Raw genomic sequence first — 18,553 nt, 5'->3', positions numbered from 1 at the left:
AAGAGACCTCCGGTAGTGGCCGCATTTCCGCTCACCGGAGGTTTGGTTAGATGAACGTGCCCTTGTGGCTGTGGCTCGCGACCATTGGCGGGCTTCTCGCGCTGATCGCCGTCGACCTCGTGCTGGTCGACCGCAAGCCGCACCGGGTCTCCACCGGGGAGGCCGCCCGCTGGGTGATCTTCTACATCAGCTGCGCCGTGGTCTTCGGCGCCGCGGTGTGGATGCTCGGCGGGCACGATCCCGGCGTCGAGTTCTTCACCGGCTACATCACCGAGTACTCGCTGAGCGTGGACAACCTGTTCATCTTCATGGTGATCATGTCCTCGTTCAAGGTCCCCGCCATCCACCAGCACCGGGTACTGCTGATCGGCATCCTGCTCGCGCTGGTCATGCGCGGCGCCTTCATCGCGGTCGGCGCGGCGCTGATCGCCCAGTTCGTGTGGATCTTCTTCGTGTTCGGCGCCGTCCTGGTGTGGACGGCGGTCAGCATGGTGCGCGACAAGGGCGGGCACGACGAGTACCACGAGAACGCGGTCACCAAGTGGGTGCGCAAGATCTTCCCGGTCACCGAGGACTACGTCGGGCACAGGTCGACGGTGAAGCGGGACGGCAAGCGCTGGATCACCCCGATGTTCGTGGTGATCGTCGCGATCGGCAGCGCCGACCTGCTGTTCGCGGTGGACTCCATCCCGGCGATCTTCGGCATCACCCAGGACGCGTACCTGGTGTTCGCCGCGAACGCGTTCGCACTGATGGGGCTGCGCCAGCTGTACTTCCTGCTCGGCGGACTGGTGACCAAGCTGGTCTACCTCTCCTACGGGCTGGCGATCATCCTCGGCTTCATCGGCGCCAAGCTGTTCCTGCACGCCCTGCACGAGTACCACGTGGTGCCGGACTGGCTGGAGATCAACAACTGGCTCTCCCTCGGCGTCATCGTCGCCGTGCTGACCGTGACCACGGTCGCCAGCCTGTACAAGACGCGCAGGGACCCGGACGCGGCGGCCGGGCCGAACCTGATGCTCGACGCCGAGGCTCCGGAGGAGCGGGCCGCGCGGGCGCAGGCGGAGGAGGCGGCAACGGCCGCGGAACGGTAACCGGAAGGTAGTTAGTTCTGCTAATGATCCGGTAGGGTGGCGCCGTGCGCCCTACCGATCTCGAACTGCTGACCGTGCCCGGTTCGCCGACCTTGCGCGGGGAACTACTGCTGGTGGCCCTGTCCCGGCCCGATCTAGCCGGCAACCGCTACCTGAGCACCCTGCGCAAGGTCGGGCCGGACGGCGACCGCCCGTGGACCACCGGTGAGCGAGACAGCTCGCCGGTGCTCTCACCGGACGGCCGGCTGCTGGCCTTCCTGCGGGCGGGCGACGACCGGGGTGCGGCTCCGCAGCTGCATGTGATGCCGGTGGACGGCGGGGAGCCGGTACGGCTCACCGAGCTGCCGCTCGGGCGGGTGCCCCGGTGTGGGCCCCGGACTCGCGCCGGATCGCGTTCACCGCGCGGGTGCCGGAGCCGGGCCGCTACGGCACGCCGGTCGCCGACGGTTCCGGCTGGGTCCCCGAGCCGGATGAGGAGGCTCCGCGGCGGATCACCCGGCTGGATTACCGGCTGGACGACATCGGCTTCCTCCTGGACCGGCCCCGGCGCCTGTTCGTGCTGGACGTTCCGGCGCGGCCGGAACCCGGCCCGCGGGAGGCCCTCCGGCCGCTGACCGACAACAGCACCGATGTCGACGACCCGGCCTGGACGGCCGACGGGCGCTCGGTGCTGGTGGTGGCCGCACGCGACTGGGGACGCGTCGAGACCCTGCATCGGGACCTCTACACGGTCCCCGCGGACGGCGGTGATCCCGTGCTGGCCGTGCGCACCGAGGGCAACGCGCGGCGGCCGATGGTCGAAGGGGACACGGTCTGGTACTACGGCGCCGAGTTCGACGGGATCAACTTCGCGGCACGCAACTCCGGCCTGTGGTCGGCCACGCTGCCCGCGGACCGGACCCCGGCCGTGCCACGCAGGCACACCGACACCGAATCGGTGGACTGTGAACCGGACGCAGGCGGCCCCGCCCGGTACCGGGACGGCGTGCTGGTGGTGGTGCGCAACCGGGGCGCGGCCGAGCTGCGCCTGGTGCCGACGGACGCCGAGTCCGCCCGGCTGGGCGAGCTCGGCCTGCTGACCGGCCCGCGGGAGGTAGTCCGGGGCTTCGCCGTGGACGGTGACCGGATCGCGGCCGTGATCGCCGGTCCGGAGAGCATGGGGGAGCTGGTGCTGCTCGACGGCGCAGGCGACGATGCCGGCCGCAGGCTCACCGACTTCGCAGCGCCGCTGCGCGCCGCGGGAGTCCGGCCGGTGGAGGAGCTGAGCACCGAGTCGGCAGACGGGTACCCGGTACACGGCTGGCTGGCCCTGCCCGACGGGCCGGGGCCGCATCCGGTGCTGCTGGCCGTGCACGGTGGGCCCTTCGCCCCGTACGAGTGGAGCTTCTTCGACGAGGCCCAGGTCTATGCCTCGGCGGGATACGCGGTGGTACTGGCGAACCCGCGCGGCTCGGCAGGCTACGGTCAGGCACACGGCCGCGCCGTCGTCGGCAGGTTCGGCACGGTGGACGTGGACGATCTGCTCGCCATGCTGGACGCGGCACTGGCCAGGCCGGAGCTGGACGCGGGCCGGGTGGGGGTGATGGGCGGATCCTACGGCGGGTTCATGACGACCTGGCTGGCCGCGCATCACGGCGAGCGGTTCCGCGCGGCGTGGAGCGAGCGCGCGGTGAACGCCTGGGACTCCTTCGCCGGCAGCTCGGACGTGGGCTGGGAGTTCGTGCAGGGCTATGGGTTCCACGGCCCGGATGTGCAGCGCGACCGCAGCCCGCTGAGCTATGCGGACAAGATCGACATGCCGTTCGCGGTGGTGCATTCCGAGCAGGACTGGCGGTGCCCTGTGGAGCAGGCGCAGCGGCTGTTCGTGGCGCTGCGGCGTGCGGGTGCCGACGCGGAGCTGCTGCTGTTCCCGGGGGAGGGGCACGAGATGTCCCGTTCCGGCAAGCCGCGGCACCGCCTGCAGCGGTTCGAGGCCGTGCTGGACTGGTGGGCCCGGCACCTCGCGCCGGACGACCCTAGTTCAGCATGACGTAGTTCAGCTCCTGGCAGACCCGGCCCAGTGGCACGTCCAGGCCGGGGTGGTCCAGCGGGAGCAGCACATCCGGGGCCAGCGGAAGGGCCGAGCCCGCCGGCGGGTCCCACAGGCAGATGGCCGGATCGCCGCCGTCCATGGAGGAGCGGTACCAGAGGCCGTCCAGGTCGCCGAAGGCCGCACGGATGGCCCGCGCCCATGCCTGGGTGATCTTTTTCGGGCCGCTGGAGATCTCCTGGGACGCCCCGACCCTGGTCGGCCACAGGCCGGAAAGGTCGAGCAGCCGCAGGGTCCGTGCGGGCCGGACGACGACCAGCCGGGGACCGCGGGTCTTGCGGTCGATGGTGGAGGTCGTCTGGAACACCTCGGCGATACTCGTCCGCACCGACAGCCCGAAGTAGAGCACGCCGTTACCGGGGTCGGTCACCGCCGAACCGCGTCGCGGTGGCTGCGGGTCGAAACGGCCGTGCGGCAGCGGACCGGTGTACCGGAACGTGTTCCACCGTTGCGGGTGGTTGCCGTGCGCGGTGAAGATCCGTACCAGCCTGGTCGCCGGGTGCACCGCGACGACGTCCTCGGTCCGGCGCAGTTCGTTGACCAGGACAGCACGCGCGGGAGGCAGGGGCAGCCTTGCCATGTGAAGCGGTTACCTGTCCTTCTGTGATCTTGTGGGCTGCCGCCAGCTTAGGCCGGGGTGCCAAGTGTGGCTGCGAGCTGGGCCACAGGGTCGGGGTCACCGCCCGCCAGCAGCCATTGCCGGGGTGTCGCCGGCTTGTCGTTGATCACCAGGTCGGACTGGGGTGTGTTCATGTACGCCGCGACCACCAGCGCGGGCACGTCCTCGGGTAGTTCGCGCAGCACGACCTCCAGTCCCGGCAGCACGCCGCTGGGCGTGAACTGCCAGGAGGGCAGCCGCCAGCCGCCCTGGTCCTTCCAGCCGGTGAGCCTGCGGTCCTTGAGGCGGTGCCGGATCCGGCTGTCATCCACGCCGAGTGTGCGCGCGGCCTCTGCGACGGTCAGCGCCGACTCGGCCAGCACGGCATGTGCCGCGACCGTGCGGGCCCGGTAGTCGGGCTCGCCTTCCTGGTGTGGCGAGAGGTCGAGACCGACGTCGGTGAGTGCGGCCCGCTGGTCGGGGGAGAAGAAGTGCGAGGGGTCCGGGTTCGGCGGGGACAGCCGCCGGGCCGCGTCCTCGACCAGTGTCAGGAACTCCGTCGCGTCGACCCGGAGGCCCGCCTTGGCCAGTACATTCTCCAACGCCAATGTCATACGCCTAGGGTAGCTCGTGTGTGCGGGTTCGTGCGCTCTTTCGGCAAATTGTGTGTGAACTCACCAAGATCGCCTACATACCGCACACGAATAAACACTACTGGTAGACAATCGAGGGATAGTGTGCGCCCACCTAGCCCGATTGTCCAGCCTTCTCTCTGCCGTCTTCCCGGTGTTGCCCCGCCGTGCCGGTGGCACACTCGTGGCGTGCTCATTCCCCGGCGGATTCTCGACCTCATCGCGGCCGGGCAGGTGACCCTGGCCTTCCGGCGCTGGCGGCGGCCCTCGGTGCGGGCGGGTGGCACGCTGCGCACGGCGGCAGGCGTGCTGCGTATCGGCGCCGTGCAACCGGTGGATCCGGCCGCCATCCGGGACGAGGAGGCCAGGCGGGCGGGCTACGACTCGGCCGCGCAGCTGCGCTCGGAGCTGGATTCCCGCACCGAGGGGCAGGTGTACCGGATCGAGCTGAGCCGCTCCGGCCCCGACCCGCGGGAGGCGCTGCGGGACCGGGTGGCCGAGGGTGCCGAGCTGACCGAACTGCTGGCCGCGTTGGAACGGCTGGACCGGGCGAGCAGGCACGGGGCGTGGACCGGGCGGGTGCTGCGGGAGATCGCCGCGCGCCCTGGCGCCCGGGCCGCCGAGCTCGCGGACTCCACCGGCAGGCCGTTGCAGGCGTTCAAGGCCGACGTCCGCAAGCTGAAGAACCTCGGGCTCACCGAGAGCCTCGAGGTCGGCTACCGCCTCTCACCCCGCGGCGCCGCCCTCCTCCCGCCGGGAACTGCCGCGGGGGATCAGCTCGGCGGCGAGCGTACGGGTGACCGGTGGTCGGCCCGGGTCACCGATCCTGGCCAGTAGCAGCTCCGCGGCGTTCGACCCGATCTGGTACGTGGGCTGGGCGACCACGGACAGCGGCGGGTCGATCAGCGTGGCCCATGGCGGGTCGTCGAACGCGACCACCCCGATATCCCTTCCCGGCCGCAGCCCGCGGCCCGCCAGCGCCTCGAGCACGCCGATCGCCATCGCGCTGTTGGCGATCAGCAGGGCGTCCGGCGGCTCGGCGAGGTCGAGCAGTTCCAGGGTGGCCGCCCGCGCGCCGTCGGCCCGGTGGTACTCGGCGTGCCGGGAGGGTCCGGCGGCCGGATCCGCGCCCGCCTCGCGCAGGGCGTCGTGATACCCGGCCAGCCGCTCGTCGGCGGTGCGGATGCCGGCAGGCCCGGTCACGCAGCCGACCCGGCGGTAGCCCGCGGCCAGCAGGTGGGCGGTGGCCTCCCGCGCCGCGAGCCGGGTGTTCACCAGTACCTGGTCACCGGGCTCACCTGGCAACGGCCGGTCCACGGCCACCACCGGCGTGCCCCGCTGGCGCAGCACCTCCGCGCCGCTGGCGGTGCCTGCCGGGCAGAGCACCACCCCGGCAACCCGCTCCTGCAACGCCACGTCCAGGTAGCGCCGTTCCTTGTCCGGCTTCTCGTCGGAGTTGCACAGCACCACCGAGTAGCCCGCGGTCTGCGCAACGTCCTCCACCCCGCGGGCGATCGCGGTGAAGAACGGGTTCTCCACGTCCGAGATGATCAGCGCGAGCACGGCCGTCTCCTGCCTGCGCAGGTTCCTGGCCAGGCCGTTGGGCTGGTAGCCGAGCTCGTCCGCCGCCGTGCGGACCTTGGCAACGAGTTGCGGATCGACCGTGGACTTACCGTTCAGCGCCCGGGACACGGTCGCGGTGGAGACGCCGGCCTTCGCCGCGACATCGCTGATGGTAGCCACCGCGCACCCCTCTCAGTCTATTGACACCGCTTCCCGGGGAAGCCTAGCGTCTTTGGAAAACGATTACCCGGCGAGCACTGGGAGGGCACCGTGGCCCGCATCGGCGTGATCAGCATTTCCGACGGACGCAACCACGTGCATGCTCGCAACGCCCGGTTCATTCAGTCCAAACAGGACACACTGGTGCGCTCGCTGACCGCCTCCGGCCACGAGGTGGTGACCGGGGACGACCTCGTCGCGACGAACACGCTGGCCACCGCGGTCGCCCGCCATGTCGCCCGCGCCGATGTGGACCTGACGATCTTCTACTATGCGGTCTGGAGCTTCCCGCATTTCACCATGCTGGCCGCGGACGCGACCCGCAGCCCGCTGATCCTGCTCGCCAGCACCGATCCCACCGAACCGGGGCTGGTCGGGATGCTTGCGGCCGGCGGGGCACTGGACCAGATCGGGCGGCGGCACACCCGGTTGTGGGGCGCGCCGGACGATCCAGGGCTGGGCGCGGAGATCGCGGTGCACGCGCGGGCCGCCGCGGCGGTGGCCGGGCTGCGCGGCTCCACCTTCGGCCGGTTCGGTGGCAGGCCGATGGGGATGAACACTGCGGTGGCCAACACCGACCAGTGGATGCGCCAGTTCGGGATCGACGTGGAGGAGATCGACCAGTACGAGCTCGTGCTGCGTGCCGAGCGAGCCGATGCCGCCGAGGCCAAGAAGGCGCGGGAGTGGATCGAGGCCACCGCGGCCGGGGTGCACTACGACGGCAACAAGCTGACCCCGGAGCTGCTGGAGCGGCAGATCCGGTCCTACCTGGCCGTCCGGGAGATCATCGCCGAGCGTGGCCTCGACTTCTCCGGGATCAAGGCGCAGCCGGAGCTGACCGAGCACTTCGCCACCATGGACGTGACCGAGGCCTTCCTGAACGATCCCTACGACTGGAACGGGCCCAAGGAGGTCCACGTCACCGCGACCGAGGCGGATATGGACGGCGCGCTCACCATGCGGCTGCTGCACCTGGTCTCCGGCGACCCGGTGCTGTTCGCCGACGTCCGGCACTACCACGCCGATCTGGACATCTGGGATCTGTGCAACTCCGGGCAGCATGCCACCTGGTACGCGGCGCGCAGCGCGGACCCCGCGGAGAACCTGTCCAAGGTCAACTTCTACCCGGAGGTGTTCTTCTTCCCCGCGGGTGGCGCCTCGGTGCAGCATATCGCCGCACCGGGCCGGATGACCCTGGCCAGGCTCACCCGCAACGAGGGGCGGTACCGGCTGCAGCTGATGCTCGGCGAGTTCGAGAGCTACGACGAGGCCACCACCCAGCGGCTCGTCCGGCAGTCCACCCCGGAATGGCCGCATGCCTTCGCCCGGCTGGATGTCGATGGCCCGGTTTTCCTCAGCCGGTTCGGGGCCAACCACATCCACGCCGTGCCCGGCGACCGGCGCGGGGAGCTGCGCGCGGTGGCCGGGCTGCTCGACATCGACCTGGACGAGTGGTCCAGATGAGTGACGGCCTGCTGCTCGGTATCGACATCGGCACCTCGAGCTCGAAGGGAGTGCTCGTCGATCCACAAGGGAGGGTGCTGGCCAGGGCGAGTAGGCCGCATGCCACCTCCACCCCGCATCCGGGCTGGGTCGAGCACGACGCGGAATCCGTCTGGTGGCGCGACTTTCTCGCGCTGGCCAGGGAGCTGGCGGCGGCGGCCGACGGGCACCGGCTGGCCGGGCTGGCCGTCAGCGGGATCGGGCCGGTGCTGCTGCCCGCGACCGCCAACGGTGGCCCACTGCGGCCGGCGATCCTGTACGGCGTGGACACCCGGGCCACCAGGGAGATCGAGGAGCTCACCGCGGAGCTCGGTGCCGAGGAGATCCTCGCCCGCGGCGGCACCCCGCTGTCCTCCCAGGCGGTGGGGCCGAAATGGCGCTGGCTGGCGCGCAACGAGCCCGCAGTGTGCGAGCGGGCCGAGCTGTTCCTGATGGCCAGTTCCTACCTGGTGTACCGGCTGACCGGGGAGTACGTGCTGGACCACCACTCGGCCAGCCAGTGCGACCCGATGTACGACCTGCGCGCGGCGGAATGGGCCACGGACTGGGCCGAGCGCACCGCACCCGGGGTGCCGCTGCCCCGGCTGGCCTGGCCGACCGAGGTTGCCGGCGCGGTGACCGCGGAGGCGGCCGCGGAAACCGGCCTGCCGCAAGGACTTCCGGTCACCGCGGGCACCGTGGACGCCTGGGCCGAGGCGGCCAGCGTCGGGGTGACCGATCCCGGCGACACCATGGTCATGTACGGCACCACCATGTTCCTCATCCAGGTGCTGTCCGATCCGCGCCCGCACCCTGGGCTGTGGACCACCCGCGGCACCGTCCCCGGCACCTACTCCCTCGCCGCGGGCATGGCGACCTCGGGCGCGATCACCGACTGGCTGCGCACCCTGCTGGGCGGCGACTTCGCCGGGCTGGTCGCCGGCGCGGCGAGCGTGCCGCCAGGCAGCAGGGGATTGCTGCTGTTGCCGTACTTCGCGGGCGAGCGGACGCCGCTGTTCGACGCCGACGCGCGCGGGGTGCTCGCCGGGCTCACCACCGCGCACGGGCCGGGCGAGCTGTACCGGGCCGCGTTGGAGGGCATCGCCTACGGGGTGCGGCACAACCTGGAGGTGATGGGCTCGGCTGGCGGCACCGCGGGCAGGCTGGTCGCCGTCGGCGGCGGGGTGCAGGGCGGGCTCTGGACCCAGATCGTCACCGATGTGACCGGGGCGGAGCAGCAGGTGCCCGCGGAGACCGTGGGCGCGGCCTTCGGGGACGCCTTTCTTGCTGCCGTGGCCACCGGCATGGACCCGGACATCACCGAGTGGAACCCGCTGGCCAGGACGGTCCGGCCGGACCCGCGGCGGACCGAGACCTACCACGAGTTCTATGCCAGGTACCGGGAGCTCTACCCAGCGACCGCCGACATCGCCCACTTCCTGGCCGCCCAGCAGCACCGAAGCCAACCGCTGTGAGTTTCGTCAGCGGGGGTTGACGGCCAGTATCCGCAGGGCGTTGAGGGTGCACACCCCGCGCCATTCCAGCTCGGCGGCGGGGCCCGGCGGACGCCAGGACAACGGCCAGCCACCGTCCTCGGCCTGCGCCGCGGCGAGCGCATCCAGGTGTGCCCGCACGGCATCGGCGGGGAACACCGCCCGCAGCGGATCCTCCGGACCGGGAGCGAAGTCCAGCGGGGTGAGCCCGTAGCCGGCGCCGGGGTGGAGATGCAGCAGCGGCATCCTGCCGAACCACCCGGTGACCACCGCCCGTTGCCGTTCGGCCCAGTCCCGGTCCGGGCAGCGGGCCAGGAAGCGCAGCACGTTCAGCGCCGTATGCGCGTCGCATGGCTGTCCCGCGGTCAGCGCCTCGATCCGCTGCAGGCAGAAGGCCTCGGCCGTGCTGAGCCAGGAGTCGCCGGTCACCCCGGCCCGGCGCAGCCGCGCCACGATCCCGGCCGTGGGGTTCAGTCCGGCGGGGAACCCGCCGTCGCCCCAGTGCTCGGCCCGCGGGTGGGTGGCGATCGACGGCAGCACGATCGGCAGCCCGCCGTCCGCGGTCGTGACCGAGGCCAGGAACGGCAACAGGTCCTCCGCGAAAGCCCGGGACCGGTCCCGCACGAGTTCGTCCGCGCCCGCGGCGGAGTCCAGCACCTGCTCCAGGACCTCGAGACCGAAGTCCACCGCGAGCGGCTGGCTCGCCGGGGCGCGGACATCGGGTTCGAGCGCATGCCCGAGGCCGCCGTCCGGGTTGCGGTGGGCCGCGAGGGCGTCCAGGACGGCGCACGCGGCCGCCGGTCCGCCGCCGTCCAGGTGCAGTTCGGCGAGCCGCCGTTCCAGCACCCTGGCATGGGTGGCCAGGAAGGTCCGGCCGCGCCTGGCCGCTTCGGTGTCCACAGTGGTGTTCGTGCTCATGGCGGGGACGCTAGCCGCCGTGGCGCGGGCGGTCTTGGACGGAACGGTCACCGGTGCCGAAGAACTCGCGTGGCGTACGGCCGGTGAGCTCCCGGCAGTCCCGGTTCAGATGGGCCTGGTCGGCGTACCCCGCCGTCAACGCTAGCGCGCTCAGGCTGGCGGCGGCCGGTGCCGCGGCGCGGGCGCGCTGTAGCCGGGCCACCCGCAGGTAGGTCGCCGGGCCGTAGCCGACGGCCTGGGTGAACCGGCGGCGCAACTGGCGCTCGCCCGTGCCGAGGTCGTCCAGCGCGGCCGAGACCCGGGGCACCCCGGTGGTCAGCCGGGCCAGCAGCAGGTCCAGCCCCGGATCCGGCCAGTCGGTCAGGTTGTCGGCCACGATCTGGCCGAGCGCGGCCGGCCTGGTCAGCAGCAGGTCGGCGATCCCGGCGCCACGCCGCCCCCAGAGCTCGGGCAGGGTCACCCGCTGGTCGCGCAGCTCGTCCGCGGCCACCCGCAGCACCCGCGGCGCGTACCCCGGCCGGAACCGGACGCCGTGCAGGGTCCCGGTGGCTGTGGAATCCCACGGCCGGGTGTCCGGGCCCGCGACGAACACCCGGTCGGCCGCGACGATCAGGTCCAGGCAGCCATCCGGCACGATCAGCTTCGTCCCCTCGCCCGCGGACCACCACAGGCAGCGCACGGCCTGCCGCAGCCGGGCGGGTGGCGGAGCCTCGCGGTACATACCGCCATCATGCCCCCACCCACCGACATTCCGTCGGGCGCTTTCGATCCGCGCCCCGGAGTGATCGACGGCGTTAGGGTGGCCCGGTGGAACTGGTGACGATCGACGAGGTCCGGGCCGCCGCGAGCAGGATCGAGGGCCGGACGTTGCGCACCCCGCTGCTGGAACCGGAGCCGCTGTCCGCGGAGTTCGCCTCGCGGGTACTGGTCAAGCCGGAGAACCTGCAGCACACCGGCAGCTTCAAGGTACGTGGAGCGCTGAACACCCTGCTGGACTGGCGCGATCGGGGCAGCCTGCCGGAGGGGGTGGTGACCTTCTCCGCAGGCAACCACGCCGCCGCGGTCGCCCTGGCGGGGGAGCAACTCGGCGTGCGCACGATCGTGGCCATGCCGACCGAACCCATCGCGTCCAAAGTGGAGAACGTGCGGCGGTACGGCGGAGAGATCGTGCCCACCGACGACCTGGCGGGCACCTGCGCCGCGCTGGCCGCCGAGCACGGCTACCCGGCGCTGTACCCGTTCGACATGCCCGAGGTCATCGCGGGGCAGGGCACCGTGGGGCTGGAGATCTGCGCGGACGGCCCGGAACCCGGCCTGGTGCTGGTCCCGGTTGGCGGTGGTGGGCTGCTCAGCGGGGTGGCCGTGGCGGTGCGGGCACTCGCGCCGCGGGCGCGGATCGTCGGAGTGGAACCGGAGACCTCGAACGCGATGAGCCTCGCCGTACGCGCGGGGGAGATCGTGCCGGTACCCGATCCGGCCGCCACGATCGCGGACGGCCTGACCGCCCCGTTCGCGGGCAGGCACACGCTGGCCCATGTGCTGGCGCTGGTGGACGAGGTGGTCGAGGTCCCGGACCGGGCCATTGGCGAAGCCTGGCGGGGAATGGTGGAGTCGACAAAGCTGCTCGTCGAGCCCTCCGCGGCGCTGGGGCTGGCCGCGCTGCGCACCGGGGCGGTGCGGCCGCGGCCCGAAGGAGCCACTGTTCTGGTGCTCTCCGGCGGCAACACCGACCTGCACAGGCTGGCCGCGCAATAATTTTGCGTCCGGGGAGGGAAACTTTCAATCGTCGGTACAGCGCCCCGGCCTAGCGTGAGGTTGTCATGATCAGCCGACCGCGAAGGACGAATCCCATGCAGGCCAACCTCGCCGACGTCGATATCGATCCCGCCCGGATCGCCGAGGCCGCCAAGGTGATCGACCCGCTGTTCCTGGACACCCCGCAGTTCGTGGACGAGCAACTGTGCGCCGCGCTGGGCAGGCGGGTGCTGGTGAAGGTCGAGACACTGAACCCGATCCGCAGCTTCAAGGCAAGGGGCGCGCAGTGGCTGCTGGCAGGCTACCCCGCCGGTGCCGAGGTGGTGTGCGCCTCCAGCGGGAACTTCGGCCAGGCCGTCGCCTACGCGGCAGGCCGCAGGGGTATGACGGCCGAGGTGTTCACGCCGGCGAACGGCAACCAGGGCAAGCTGGCCAGGATGCGCTCCCTCGGCGCCGTGGTGCACCAGGTCGAGGGGAACCCGCGAGAGGCGGCGCGGGAGTACGTCCGGGAACGGCCCGGCCGGATCTTCATCGAGGACGGCCGCGAGCCCGCGGTGGCAGAGGGCGCGGGCACCATCGGCATGGAACTGCTCGCGGCAGGCGGTATCGACACGGTGGTCGTTCCGGTCGGGGACGGCTCGCTGATCACCGGAGTGGCCAGGTGGATCAAGGAGCACGCGCCACGGATGACCGTGGTCGGAGCCTGCGCGGCCGGCGCGCCCGGGATGGCGAGGAGTTTCGGTTCCGGGCAGCCGGAGGCCGCCGAGGTGGACACCTTCGCCGACGGGATCAACGTGCGCGCGCCCATTCCGGAGTCGCTCACCAGGATGCGGGCGCTGGTGGACGAGGTCGTGCTGGTCGAAGACGAGGCGATGCTGGCGGCCATCCGCACCGCGGCACAGACCCTGGGGTTGTTGCTCGAACCGGCGGGAGCGGCCTCGCTCGCGGCTATCGCCGAGCACGACCTGCCCGGCGGGACCATCGCGGCGGTGCTGAGCGGGGCCAACCTCAATCCGGACCTGTTCGAGCGGGTGCTGGGCGGCGCGGGCCGGAGCTAGTGTTGCCGGACCGGCCGCCCGGTCAGCGGCCGGCCGGCGGGAGATGCGCGATGTCGTTGAACCGGCGCAGGATCCACCGCGAGCCGTGCACCACCAGCCCGGAGATGGACGCGTTGTCCGCGCCGATGAAGGCGAACGGCTCCGAGCCGGTTGCCGCGGCGAGGACCGCGGCGATGACTCCACCGTGGGTGAACACCGCGAGCCGTTCGTCCGGATGGGCCGCGACGAGCCGCTCGACGGCTCCGCGCACCCTGGCTGCGAACTCCGGGGCGGGTTCCGCGCCGGGAATCACATCCCAGCGCTGTTCGGCCCACAGCCGCTGGGCGGTCGGGTGGTTCTCGGCGACCCGCTTGCGCAGCAGGCCGCCCTCCCACTCGCCGAGCAGCACCTCACGCAGGTCGGCCTCGACCGCAGGGGTGAGACCCAGCCGCCCGGCCAGCGGTTCGGCCGTCTGCGCGGTCCGCCGCAGGGTGGTGACGTAGATGGCGTCGATGTGCTCCTTGGCGAGCCGTTCACCCACCCGTTCGGCCTGCTGCCTGCCTTCCGGTGCGAGGTCAGGGTCGCTGTGCGCACCGAGCACGGGGAACGGGACGCCATCCACGGCGGGCGCGGACTCGCCGTGCCGGATCAGCAGGAGCTCGGTGGATCCGGGCGGTGCCTCGAAGCGGGGCTGCCGGTACTCGGTCACGGGGGTTTCGCCGGAGGTCGACACGGCCGCAGGGTAACCCACCCAAGAGCACCGGCGGCCGGACCCGCCGCTGGTCCGGGCGGGTGCCGCCGAGGAGACCCGGTGACCGGGGGCGCAAGGGTTGTCGTTTTCCCGGGGACCCTAGCCAAACCCCGCATGGGTGCGGGATCCTGCTTGTCGTCCTTTCGCCCCGGACCCCGGCGACTTTCGTGTTCGAATGTTGGTCGGGTGACTTTGATGGGTGTAGTCAACTCCGCAACCGAGTTACTGGTGCGGCCATCGGCGCGGGTGGGCGTCTCCGACGTGCGCAGGCTGGAACTGCTGACCAGGACGTTGCGGGTGGCGGATCATCGCTATGGCGGCCGGGCCTGCCGGGCCGACGTGCTGGCGGCGTTGTCGACGGGCAGACGCATGCTGGCCTCCGCGAGCACCCAGCGGGTCCGCGCCGAGCTGTACCCGGCGGTGGCCGATCAGCACAACCTCGCCGGATGGGTCAGCTTCGACAGCGGCCTCACCGCGACCGCGCTCGGGCATTTCAACAGCGCGCTGACCCTGGCCGCCGCCGAGCGGAACTACGGGTTGCTCGCGGACGTGCGCTACCGGATGGGGCATGTCTACCTGCATCAGGGCACCGCGCACGAGGCGATCCGCCAGTTCGGGCTTGGCCAGCACGCCGCGAAGCAGGACGGGGATCCCGGGGTCACGCAGGCCGTGCTGCTCGTGCATCAGGCAAGGGCGCTGGCCCAGCTCGGGGACAGCAGGCAGGCGCTGAGCATGCTGGGGCGTGCCGTGGCGCACTTCTCCCAGGCCGACACCGAGACGGCGCCGCCGTGGGCGGAACTGGTCGACTCCGCGGAGATCGCGGCCATGATCGGCAGCGCGCACACCGAGCTGGCGCGGTACGTGGATGTCAGCTTCACCCGTTCGGCAATCGTCACCTTGAGCTCCGCACTGACCGGCTACGGGAACAGCAGGCATCGCAGCCGCTCGCTGGCCGAGATCTCGCTGGCGATCAACCGGATCCTCGCCGGGGACCTGGAGCAGGGGCTCGCGACCGCGTTGCGTGCACTGGAGCTGTCCGCCACCCTGCGCTCCACTCGGGTGCGGAACCGGTTCGTGGTGCTGGAACGGGAGCTGGGCAAGCATCTCGGCAGCGTCGAGGCGCAACGGGTTGCCGGGCGGATCGCCGAGTTCGTGGCGCGGCAGTCGGTACCGGACCGGCAGGGGCGTGGCCGCCGGAAATGAAACGCGGCCGCGTTTCCCAGCCGAGTGGCAGCGTGTTCCCGCGAGCCAGACAATGGCAATGACCGGTCGATCGTGCCGTCTTTGCTGCTGGCCTCGTTCCTCGGTACCGATCGACGCCAACTCGCCGGAGAAATGGATGTCCGATGGTCGAGGACGAAGGTGTTGATTCCGCGTGTCGGCCGATCGCTGTTGATCTCGATATGTTGCTGCTCCCGGGTAATGTGCATGAGGCGGCCGGAATGGTGAGCGTGCAGCTCGGGTTGACCATCGAGGAAGCGATCGAGGTGTTGCGTGTTCGCGCACGGAGATACGGGCTGGATATGGCGGATCTCGGCGAACGGGTGATCACGGGAGAGATCCGTTTCGCGCCGCGGAGGTGAATCACGCGGCCTGGACGGGAGGAGATCATGAAAGGCGACCGGGGGGTCTATCGGGCATTTGTCGAGGTGGCCGACACCGTACGGGGTGATTTCGACTTGATCGAGTTTCTCGACACCGTGGTGCACCGATCCGCGGAGCTGCTCGATATCGCCGACTGCGGGTTGCTGCTGGAGGACGAATCCGGTGAGCCGAGCCTGATCGCCGCCTCCACCGAACGGGTGCGTCAGCTCGGGCTGCTCCAGTTGCGCAAGGGCACCGGCCCATGCCTGGACTGCCTGCACAGCGGGCGCCGGGTGCAGCACACCGACCTGGCCGCGGGAACGGCCGGGTGGCCCGAGTTCACCCCCGAGGCGCTGGCCTCCGGGTTCCTGACGGTGTACGCCGTGCCCCTGCGGCACCGGCAGCACACCATCGGCGCGATGAACGCGTTCAGCCCGGCCCCGCTGAGCGGTGACAGCCTCGACCTCTGGCAGTCGCTCGCCGATGTCGCCACCATCGGCCTGGTGCACGAACGTGCGGTGCGGCACGGCGCCGCCGTCAATCGCCAGCTCCAGGAAGCGCTCAACAGCAGGGTGCTGATCGAGCAGGCCAAGGGCGCGCTGGCCGAGCGGATGAGCATCCCGGTGGACGACGCGTTCGCCGTGCTGCGCGGGAACGCCCGCAGGAACCGCCGCACCGTCCGGGAGCTGGCCGTCCGGGTGCTGGACGGCCGGGCTCTCCCGGACGGCGACCCGCCTGCGGGCCCGGGCGGGCCCTGACTTTCCTCCGGCCGGGTCAGTTCCAGGACCAGTGCCTGCGGTGAGCATCGGTGGCCCATCCGGCGATCCGGTCCAGGTCCGGCCCGGCCGCCAGCGGGGTGCGGCCCGCGTCCAGCAGTCCGGTCACCGCCGTGCGGACCTCCAGGATGTCCCGCAGTACTTCCTCGAGCGGCAGCTCGCCGCGTTTCACCCGCAGCACGTGCTCCCGCTCCCGCTCGGGCATCGGCAGGGTGAGCCTTGCCTCCCGGACGACCTCCAGCCCCTGGTAGGCCAGCCGCAGCGCGTGCGAGGCGTACTTGACGTCATAGCCGTAGCGGGCGATCAGTTCCGGCCGCTTCGGCATCCTGCCCTGCTGCCCGTGCGCCAGCAGCCTGCGGTGCTGGGCGTCCAGGTAGCCGAGGAACCGGTGCCCAGCCTGCCGGGACAGCACCGCGGGGGCGAGTGCGCGCAGCTCCTCGCCGAGCGGCCGTAGCGCCACCACCGCCTCCGTGGGCGCGTACAGCGGCAGCAACATCGTCGGGTTGCCCTTCATCGCGAGGCGCAGGTACTTGCGCAGCGAGTACACCACCAGGTCGGTGTCGCCAGGGCCGGAGCGCACACCCTCCGGCTGGGTGCGGAACACATAGTGCTCGACCGGTTTGCGCATGCCGAGGACATGCTCGGCAGGCTCGACGAACACACCCATCTCGTCGTGGTCGTCGGTGCCTTCGATGGCGATGCCGTGCACCCCGGAACCGACGACGGTGCGCAGGATCTCGCCGTCCAGCGCGATATCGCGGTTGCCGTGCTCGGTGTGCCTCGCGGTTGCGGTCATGGCGCGAATCCTGACACGCGAGTGCCCGCCGATGGTACGGACTTTCCGGCTGGTGCGACCAGTTTAGTCCACAGTGGACCTCAGGCTGGCTGTTCCAGCCAACCACGCAATGCCTCCGCCGTGCGTCCGGGCTGATCCTCCGCGGTGTAGGTGAACGAGCCTGCGACGGTACGGAAGGTGGCGCCGATCCGTTCGGCGTAACTCTGTCCGTGTGTAAGGGGAAAGACCCGGTCCTCCGCGGCCCACAGGCACAGCACCGGTCCGGGGAAGGATGACCGCAGCCGCTGGGCCGCCTCCTGGACGAACCTGGCGGAGACCGCGCCGATCGCCTTGCGGCCGTCGCGCCTGACCGAGGTGCTGTCCAGCACCGGCCGTACGTAGCCGCGCATCACCCGCGCTTCGATCGGGTACTTCGCCAGGCTGCCGTAGGTGTTGGGCAGCCGCCAGCTGAGGCGCAGCCGTAACGGCTGGTAGAGGATGCGATGCGGGGCCGGGTGCCGCGCGGCCAGTTTCAGCAGCCCGAACCCACCCGGCCCCGGTGGCCACGAGCACCAGGGTGTCTCGCAGGAGTTCAGCACGAGCCCGCCGAGCCGTTCCGGGTGGTGCGCGGCCACGAGCTGGCTGTAGGCACCGCCGGAGTCGTTTCCGACCAGGGTCACCTCGCGTAGGTCCAATGCCTCCAGCAGGTCCGCGATCAGCCGCGCGATGCCGGGCGGCGACAGGTCGGCTTCGCGTCGCATGGGGGAGGTGTGCGAGCCGAGTGGCCAGTCCGGGGTGATGCACCGGAACCGGTCGGCCAGTAGCGGAACGAGCTTGCGCCAGAGATCGGCGTTCACCAGGTAGCCGTGCACGAACACGAGCACCGGGCCGCTCCCGATCTCGTGGTAGCGCACGGTTCCCGCGGGCAGCCGGACCTGTTTCGCCTGCCCCAGCCGCGGGTCCCGCCCGCAGGGTTCCGCCATGGGTGGCCTCCGAAAGTTCTTGGAACCATTACAAGAACCGTGCCGGTACGCTAGCAGGCCGGGACACTTCTTGCAATCGTTACAAGAGAGGATCGGGATGGATCCCCGCAAGGCCCGCACCATCGAAGCGCTGCTGCGCGCCGGGGAGGAGTTGTTCCGGCGGCGGTCCGCCGAGGAGGTGACGGTCGAGGAGCTCGCCGGCCGGGCCGGAGTCGCCGTGGGCTCGGTGTACAACCACTTCGGATCCAAGGCGGGGCTGCACGCTGCGGTGCTGGAGCGGGCCATCCGGCTCGACCGGGACTATATGGACCGCGCCTACCGCCGCGCCGGTTCACCGATCGCGCGGATCTACGCCGCGGCCGAGGAGTACCTGGCGTTCTATCTCGCCCACCCGGACTACTTCCGCATGCTGGCCTTCCCGAACGCCCCCGGGCAGTACCCGGCAGGCAGGGAGTTGACCGAACGGCTCGCCCGCGCGGTGCGGGAGCAGAACGAGCGCCTGGTCCGCGCGCTGCGGGAGGGGATCGAGGCCGGGGAGCTGCGCCCGGTCGACCCTGAGGAGACCGCGACCGTGCTGTGGTCGGCCTGGAACGGGATCATCAGCCTCGGGTGGCGGCCGGACGCCCTGCACCGGGACGAGGCCGGGTTGCGCCGGTTGCTGGCCGCGGCCACCGAGATGGTGGCGAACGGCCTGCTGCCACGGCCGGACTGAGCCGCGTCCGGATATCCGGATTCACCCGCGGTACTACTGTGCGTGCGCTCGGCCATTCATCCGAACGTGCCGAACAACGCTCAGCTGGACGT

The 18,553-nt window shown here is 71.3% G+C and carries 18 protein-coding genes and 1 pseudogene; 11 read left to right on the top strand and 8 right to left on the bottom strand.

The annotated features are described in order from the left end of the window. Positions 1-50: 50 nt before the first annotated feature. Together KOI47_RS22385 and KOI47_RS22380 are read left to right on the top strand one after the other, a co-directional pair. Positions 51-1,094, top strand: a complete 1,044-nt coding sequence (locus tag KOI47_RS22385; protein WP_216206849.1) for a TerC family protein — start codon at positions 51-53, stop codon at positions 1,092-1,094. Positions 1,095-1,138: 44 nt separating this feature from the next. Next, positions 1,139-3,123, top strand: a pseudogene (locus KOI47_RS22380) (S9 family peptidase). Here KOI47_RS22380 and KOI47_RS22375 read toward each other — a convergent pair. Beyond that, positions 3,110-3,763 carry an RES family NAD+ phosphorylase gene (locus KOI47_RS22375; RefSeq protein WP_216206847.1) on the bottom strand — a complete coding sequence of 218 codons (654 nt, stop codon included), beginning with the start codon at positions 3,761-3,763 and terminating at the stop codon, positions 3,110-3,112. The pseudogene KOI47_RS22380 and the gene KOI47_RS22375 sit on opposite strands and share 14 nt — an antisense overlap. A 47-nt stretch (positions 3,764-3,810) precedes the next feature. Beyond that, positions 3,811-4,395: a MerR family transcriptional regulator gene (locus KOI47_RS22370; RefSeq protein WP_216206844.1), complete on the bottom strand. Its 585-nt coding sequence runs from the start codon at positions 4,393-4,395 to the stop codon at positions 3,811-3,813. A gap of 207 nt (positions 4,396-4,602) precedes the next feature. On the opposite strand from KOI47_RS22370, the gene KOI47_RS22365 reads away from it, so the two are divergent. Further along, complete coding sequence (locus tag KOI47_RS22365) at positions 4,603-5,250, top strand: ASCH domain-containing protein (protein WP_232376172.1); 648 nt, start codon at positions 4,603-4,605, stop codon at positions 5,248-5,250. Here KOI47_RS22365 and KOI47_RS22360 read toward each other — a convergent pair. Next, positions 5,140-6,156 (bottom strand): LacI family DNA-binding transcriptional regulator, encoded by a 1,017-nt coding sequence (locus KOI47_RS22360; RefSeq protein WP_216206842.1) that lies wholly within the window; start codon positions 6,154-6,156, stop codon positions 5,140-5,142. The two genes, KOI47_RS22365 and KOI47_RS22360, sit on opposite strands and share 111 nt — an antisense overlap. A 90-nt stretch (positions 6,157-6,246) precedes the next feature. Here KOI47_RS22360 and KOI47_RS22355 point away from each other — a divergent pair, with 90 nt between their 5' ends. Both KOI47_RS22355 and KOI47_RS22350 read left to right on the top strand, forming a co-directional pair. Then, positions 6,247-7,659 carry an L-fucose/L-arabinose isomerase family protein gene (locus tag KOI47_RS22355; RefSeq protein WP_216206839.1) on the top strand — a complete coding sequence of 471 codons (1,413 nt, stop codon included), beginning with the start codon at positions 6,247-6,249 and terminating at the stop codon, positions 7,657-7,659. Continuing rightward, positions 7,656-9,152 (top strand): FGGY-family carbohydrate kinase, encoded by a 1,497-nt coding sequence (locus tag KOI47_RS22350; protein ID WP_216206836.1) that lies wholly within the window; start codon positions 7,656-7,658, stop codon positions 9,150-9,152. Before KOI47_RS22355 ends, KOI47_RS22350 begins: the two co-directional genes overlap by 4 nt. 6 nt (positions 9,153-9,158) lie before the next feature. Here the strand turns inward: KOI47_RS22350 and KOI47_RS22345 are convergent, their stop codons facing one another. Both KOI47_RS22345 and KOI47_RS22340 read right to left on the bottom strand, forming a co-directional pair. Next, a complete protein-coding gene (locus KOI47_RS22345; protein WP_216206833.1) occupies positions 9,159-10,088 on the bottom strand; it encodes a hypothetical protein in 930 nt (309 codons plus the stop codon). A gap of 10 nt (positions 10,089-10,098) precedes the next feature. Further along, on the bottom strand, positions 10,099-10,809 hold the full coding sequence (locus KOI47_RS22340; RefSeq protein WP_216206830.1) for a helix-turn-helix domain-containing protein: 711 nt from the start codon (positions 10,807-10,809) through the stop codon (positions 10,099-10,101). Between the two features lie 86 nt (positions 10,810-10,895). Here KOI47_RS22340 and KOI47_RS22335 point away from each other — a divergent pair, with 86 nt between their 5' ends. Both KOI47_RS22335 and KOI47_RS22330 read left to right on the top strand, forming a co-directional pair. Continuing rightward, positions 10,896-11,843 carry a threonine ammonia-lyase gene (locus tag KOI47_RS22335; protein ID WP_216206828.1) on the top strand — a complete coding sequence of 316 codons (948 nt, stop codon included), beginning with the start codon at positions 10,896-10,898 and terminating at the stop codon, positions 11,841-11,843. Positions 11,844-11,938: 95 nt separating this feature from the next. Beyond that, positions 11,939-12,901 (top strand): threonine ammonia-lyase, encoded by a 963-nt coding sequence (locus KOI47_RS22330; RefSeq protein ID WP_216206825.1) that lies wholly within the window; start codon positions 11,939-11,941, stop codon positions 12,899-12,901. 22 nt (positions 12,902-12,923) lie between these two features. Here the strand turns inward: KOI47_RS22330 and KOI47_RS22325 are convergent, their stop codons facing one another. Then, on the bottom strand, positions 12,924-13,613 hold the full coding sequence (locus tag KOI47_RS22325; RefSeq protein WP_232376171.1) for a histidine phosphatase family protein: 690 nt from the start codon (positions 13,611-13,613) through the stop codon (positions 12,924-12,926). 213 nt (positions 13,614-13,826) lie between these two features. Between KOI47_RS22325 and KOI47_RS22320 the strand changes: the two genes are divergently transcribed. The 3 genes from KOI47_RS22320 (at position 13,827) to KOI47_RS22310 (ending at position 15,973) form a co-directional block, all read left to right on the top strand. Continuing rightward, positions 13,827-14,834: a hypothetical protein gene (locus KOI47_RS22320; RefSeq protein WP_216206822.1), complete on the top strand. Its 1,008-nt coding sequence runs from the start codon at positions 13,827-13,829 to the stop codon at positions 14,832-14,834. A gap of 143 nt (positions 14,835-14,977) precedes the next feature. Continuing rightward, positions 14,978-15,214: a hypothetical protein gene (locus KOI47_RS22315; RefSeq protein ID WP_216206819.1), complete on the top strand. Its 237-nt coding sequence runs from the start codon at positions 14,978-14,980 to the stop codon at positions 15,212-15,214. 27 nt (positions 15,215-15,241) lie between these two features. Next, positions 15,242-15,973: a GAF and ANTAR domain-containing protein gene (locus KOI47_RS22310; protein ID WP_216206815.1), complete on the top strand. Its 732-nt coding sequence runs from the start codon at positions 15,242-15,244 to the stop codon at positions 15,971-15,973. Between the two features lie 16 nt (positions 15,974-15,989). Here the strand turns inward: KOI47_RS22310 and KOI47_RS22305 are convergent, their stop codons facing one another. Then, positions 15,990-16,787 (bottom strand): nucleotidyltransferase domain-containing protein, encoded by a 798-nt coding sequence (locus KOI47_RS22305; RefSeq protein ID WP_216206812.1) that lies wholly within the window; start codon positions 16,785-16,787, stop codon positions 15,990-15,992. Between the two features lie 80 nt (positions 16,788-16,867). After that, the gene (locus KOI47_RS22300) at positions 16,868-17,749 is read right to left on the bottom strand and encodes an alpha/beta fold hydrolase (protein ID WP_216206809.1); all 882 of its coding nucleotides are present in this window, start codon (positions 17,747-17,749) and stop codon (positions 16,868-16,870) included. Between the two features lie 97 nt (positions 17,750-17,846). Here KOI47_RS22300 and KOI47_RS22295 point away from each other — a divergent pair, with 97 nt between their 5' ends. Further along, positions 17,847-18,461, top strand: a complete 615-nt coding sequence (locus tag KOI47_RS22295; RefSeq protein ID WP_216206805.1) for a TetR/AcrR family transcriptional regulator — start codon at positions 17,847-17,849, stop codon at positions 18,459-18,461. The last annotated feature ends 92 nt before the right edge of the window (positions 18,462-18,553 follow it).

The organism is Amycolatopsis aidingensis (genome assembly GCF_018885265.1).
Lineage (GTDB): Bacteria > Actinomycetota > Actinomycetes > Mycobacteriales > Pseudonocardiaceae > Amycolatopsis > Amycolatopsis aidingensis.
This window is presented reverse-complemented; position numbering and strand designations above follow the sequence as displayed.

What these genes read in the sequence shown, in the direction of transcription:
- KOI47_RS22385 (WP_216206849.1), top strand. Translation starts at nt 51, where the DNA reads ATGAACGTGCCCTTGTGGCTGTGGCTCGCGACCATTGGCGGGCTTCTC.
- KOI47_RS22375 (WP_216206847.1), bottom strand. Translation starts at nt 3,763, where the DNA reads ATGGCAAGGCTGCCCCTGCCTCCCGCGCGTGCTGTCCTGGTCAACGAA.
- KOI47_RS22370 (WP_216206844.1), bottom strand. Translation starts at nt 4,395, where the DNA reads ATGACATTGGCGTTGGAGAATGTACTGGCCAAGGCGGGCCTCCGGGTC.
- KOI47_RS22350 (WP_216206836.1), top strand. Translation starts at nt 7,656, where the DNA reads ATGAGTGACGGCCTGCTGCTCGGTATCGACATCGGCACCTCGAGCTCG.
- KOI47_RS22345 (WP_216206833.1), bottom strand. Translation starts at nt 10,088, where the DNA reads ATGAGCACGAACACCACTGTGGACACCGAAGCGGCCAGGCGCGGCCGG.
- KOI47_RS22340 (WP_216206830.1), bottom strand. Translation starts at nt 10,809, where the DNA reads ATGTACCGCGAGGCTCCGCCACCCGCCCGGCTGCGGCAGGCCGTGCGC.
- KOI47_RS22330 (WP_216206825.1), top strand. Translation starts at nt 11,939, where the DNA reads ATGCAGGCCAACCTCGCCGACGTCGATATCGATCCCGCCCGGATCGCC.
- KOI47_RS22320 (WP_216206822.1), top strand. Translation starts at nt 13,827, where the DNA reads ATGGGTGTAGTCAACTCCGCAACCGAGTTACTGGTGCGGCCATCGGCG.
- KOI47_RS22315 (WP_216206819.1), top strand. Translation starts at nt 14,978, where the DNA reads ATGGTCGAGGACGAAGGTGTTGATTCCGCGTGTCGGCCGATCGCTGTT.
- KOI47_RS22310 (WP_216206815.1), top strand. Translation starts at nt 15,242, where the DNA reads ATGAAAGGCGACCGGGGGGTCTATCGGGCATTTGTCGAGGTGGCCGAC.
- KOI47_RS22305 (WP_216206812.1), bottom strand. Translation starts at nt 16,787, where the DNA reads ATGACCGCAACCGCGAGGCACACCGAGCACGGCAACCGCGATATCGCG.
- KOI47_RS22300 (WP_216206809.1), bottom strand. Translation starts at nt 17,749, where the DNA reads ATGGCGGAACCCTGCGGGCGGGACCCGCGGCTGGGGCAGGCGAAACAG.
- KOI47_RS22295 (WP_216206805.1), top strand. Translation starts at nt 17,847, where the DNA reads ATGGATCCCCGCAAGGCCCGCACCATCGAAGCGCTGCTGCGCGCCGGG.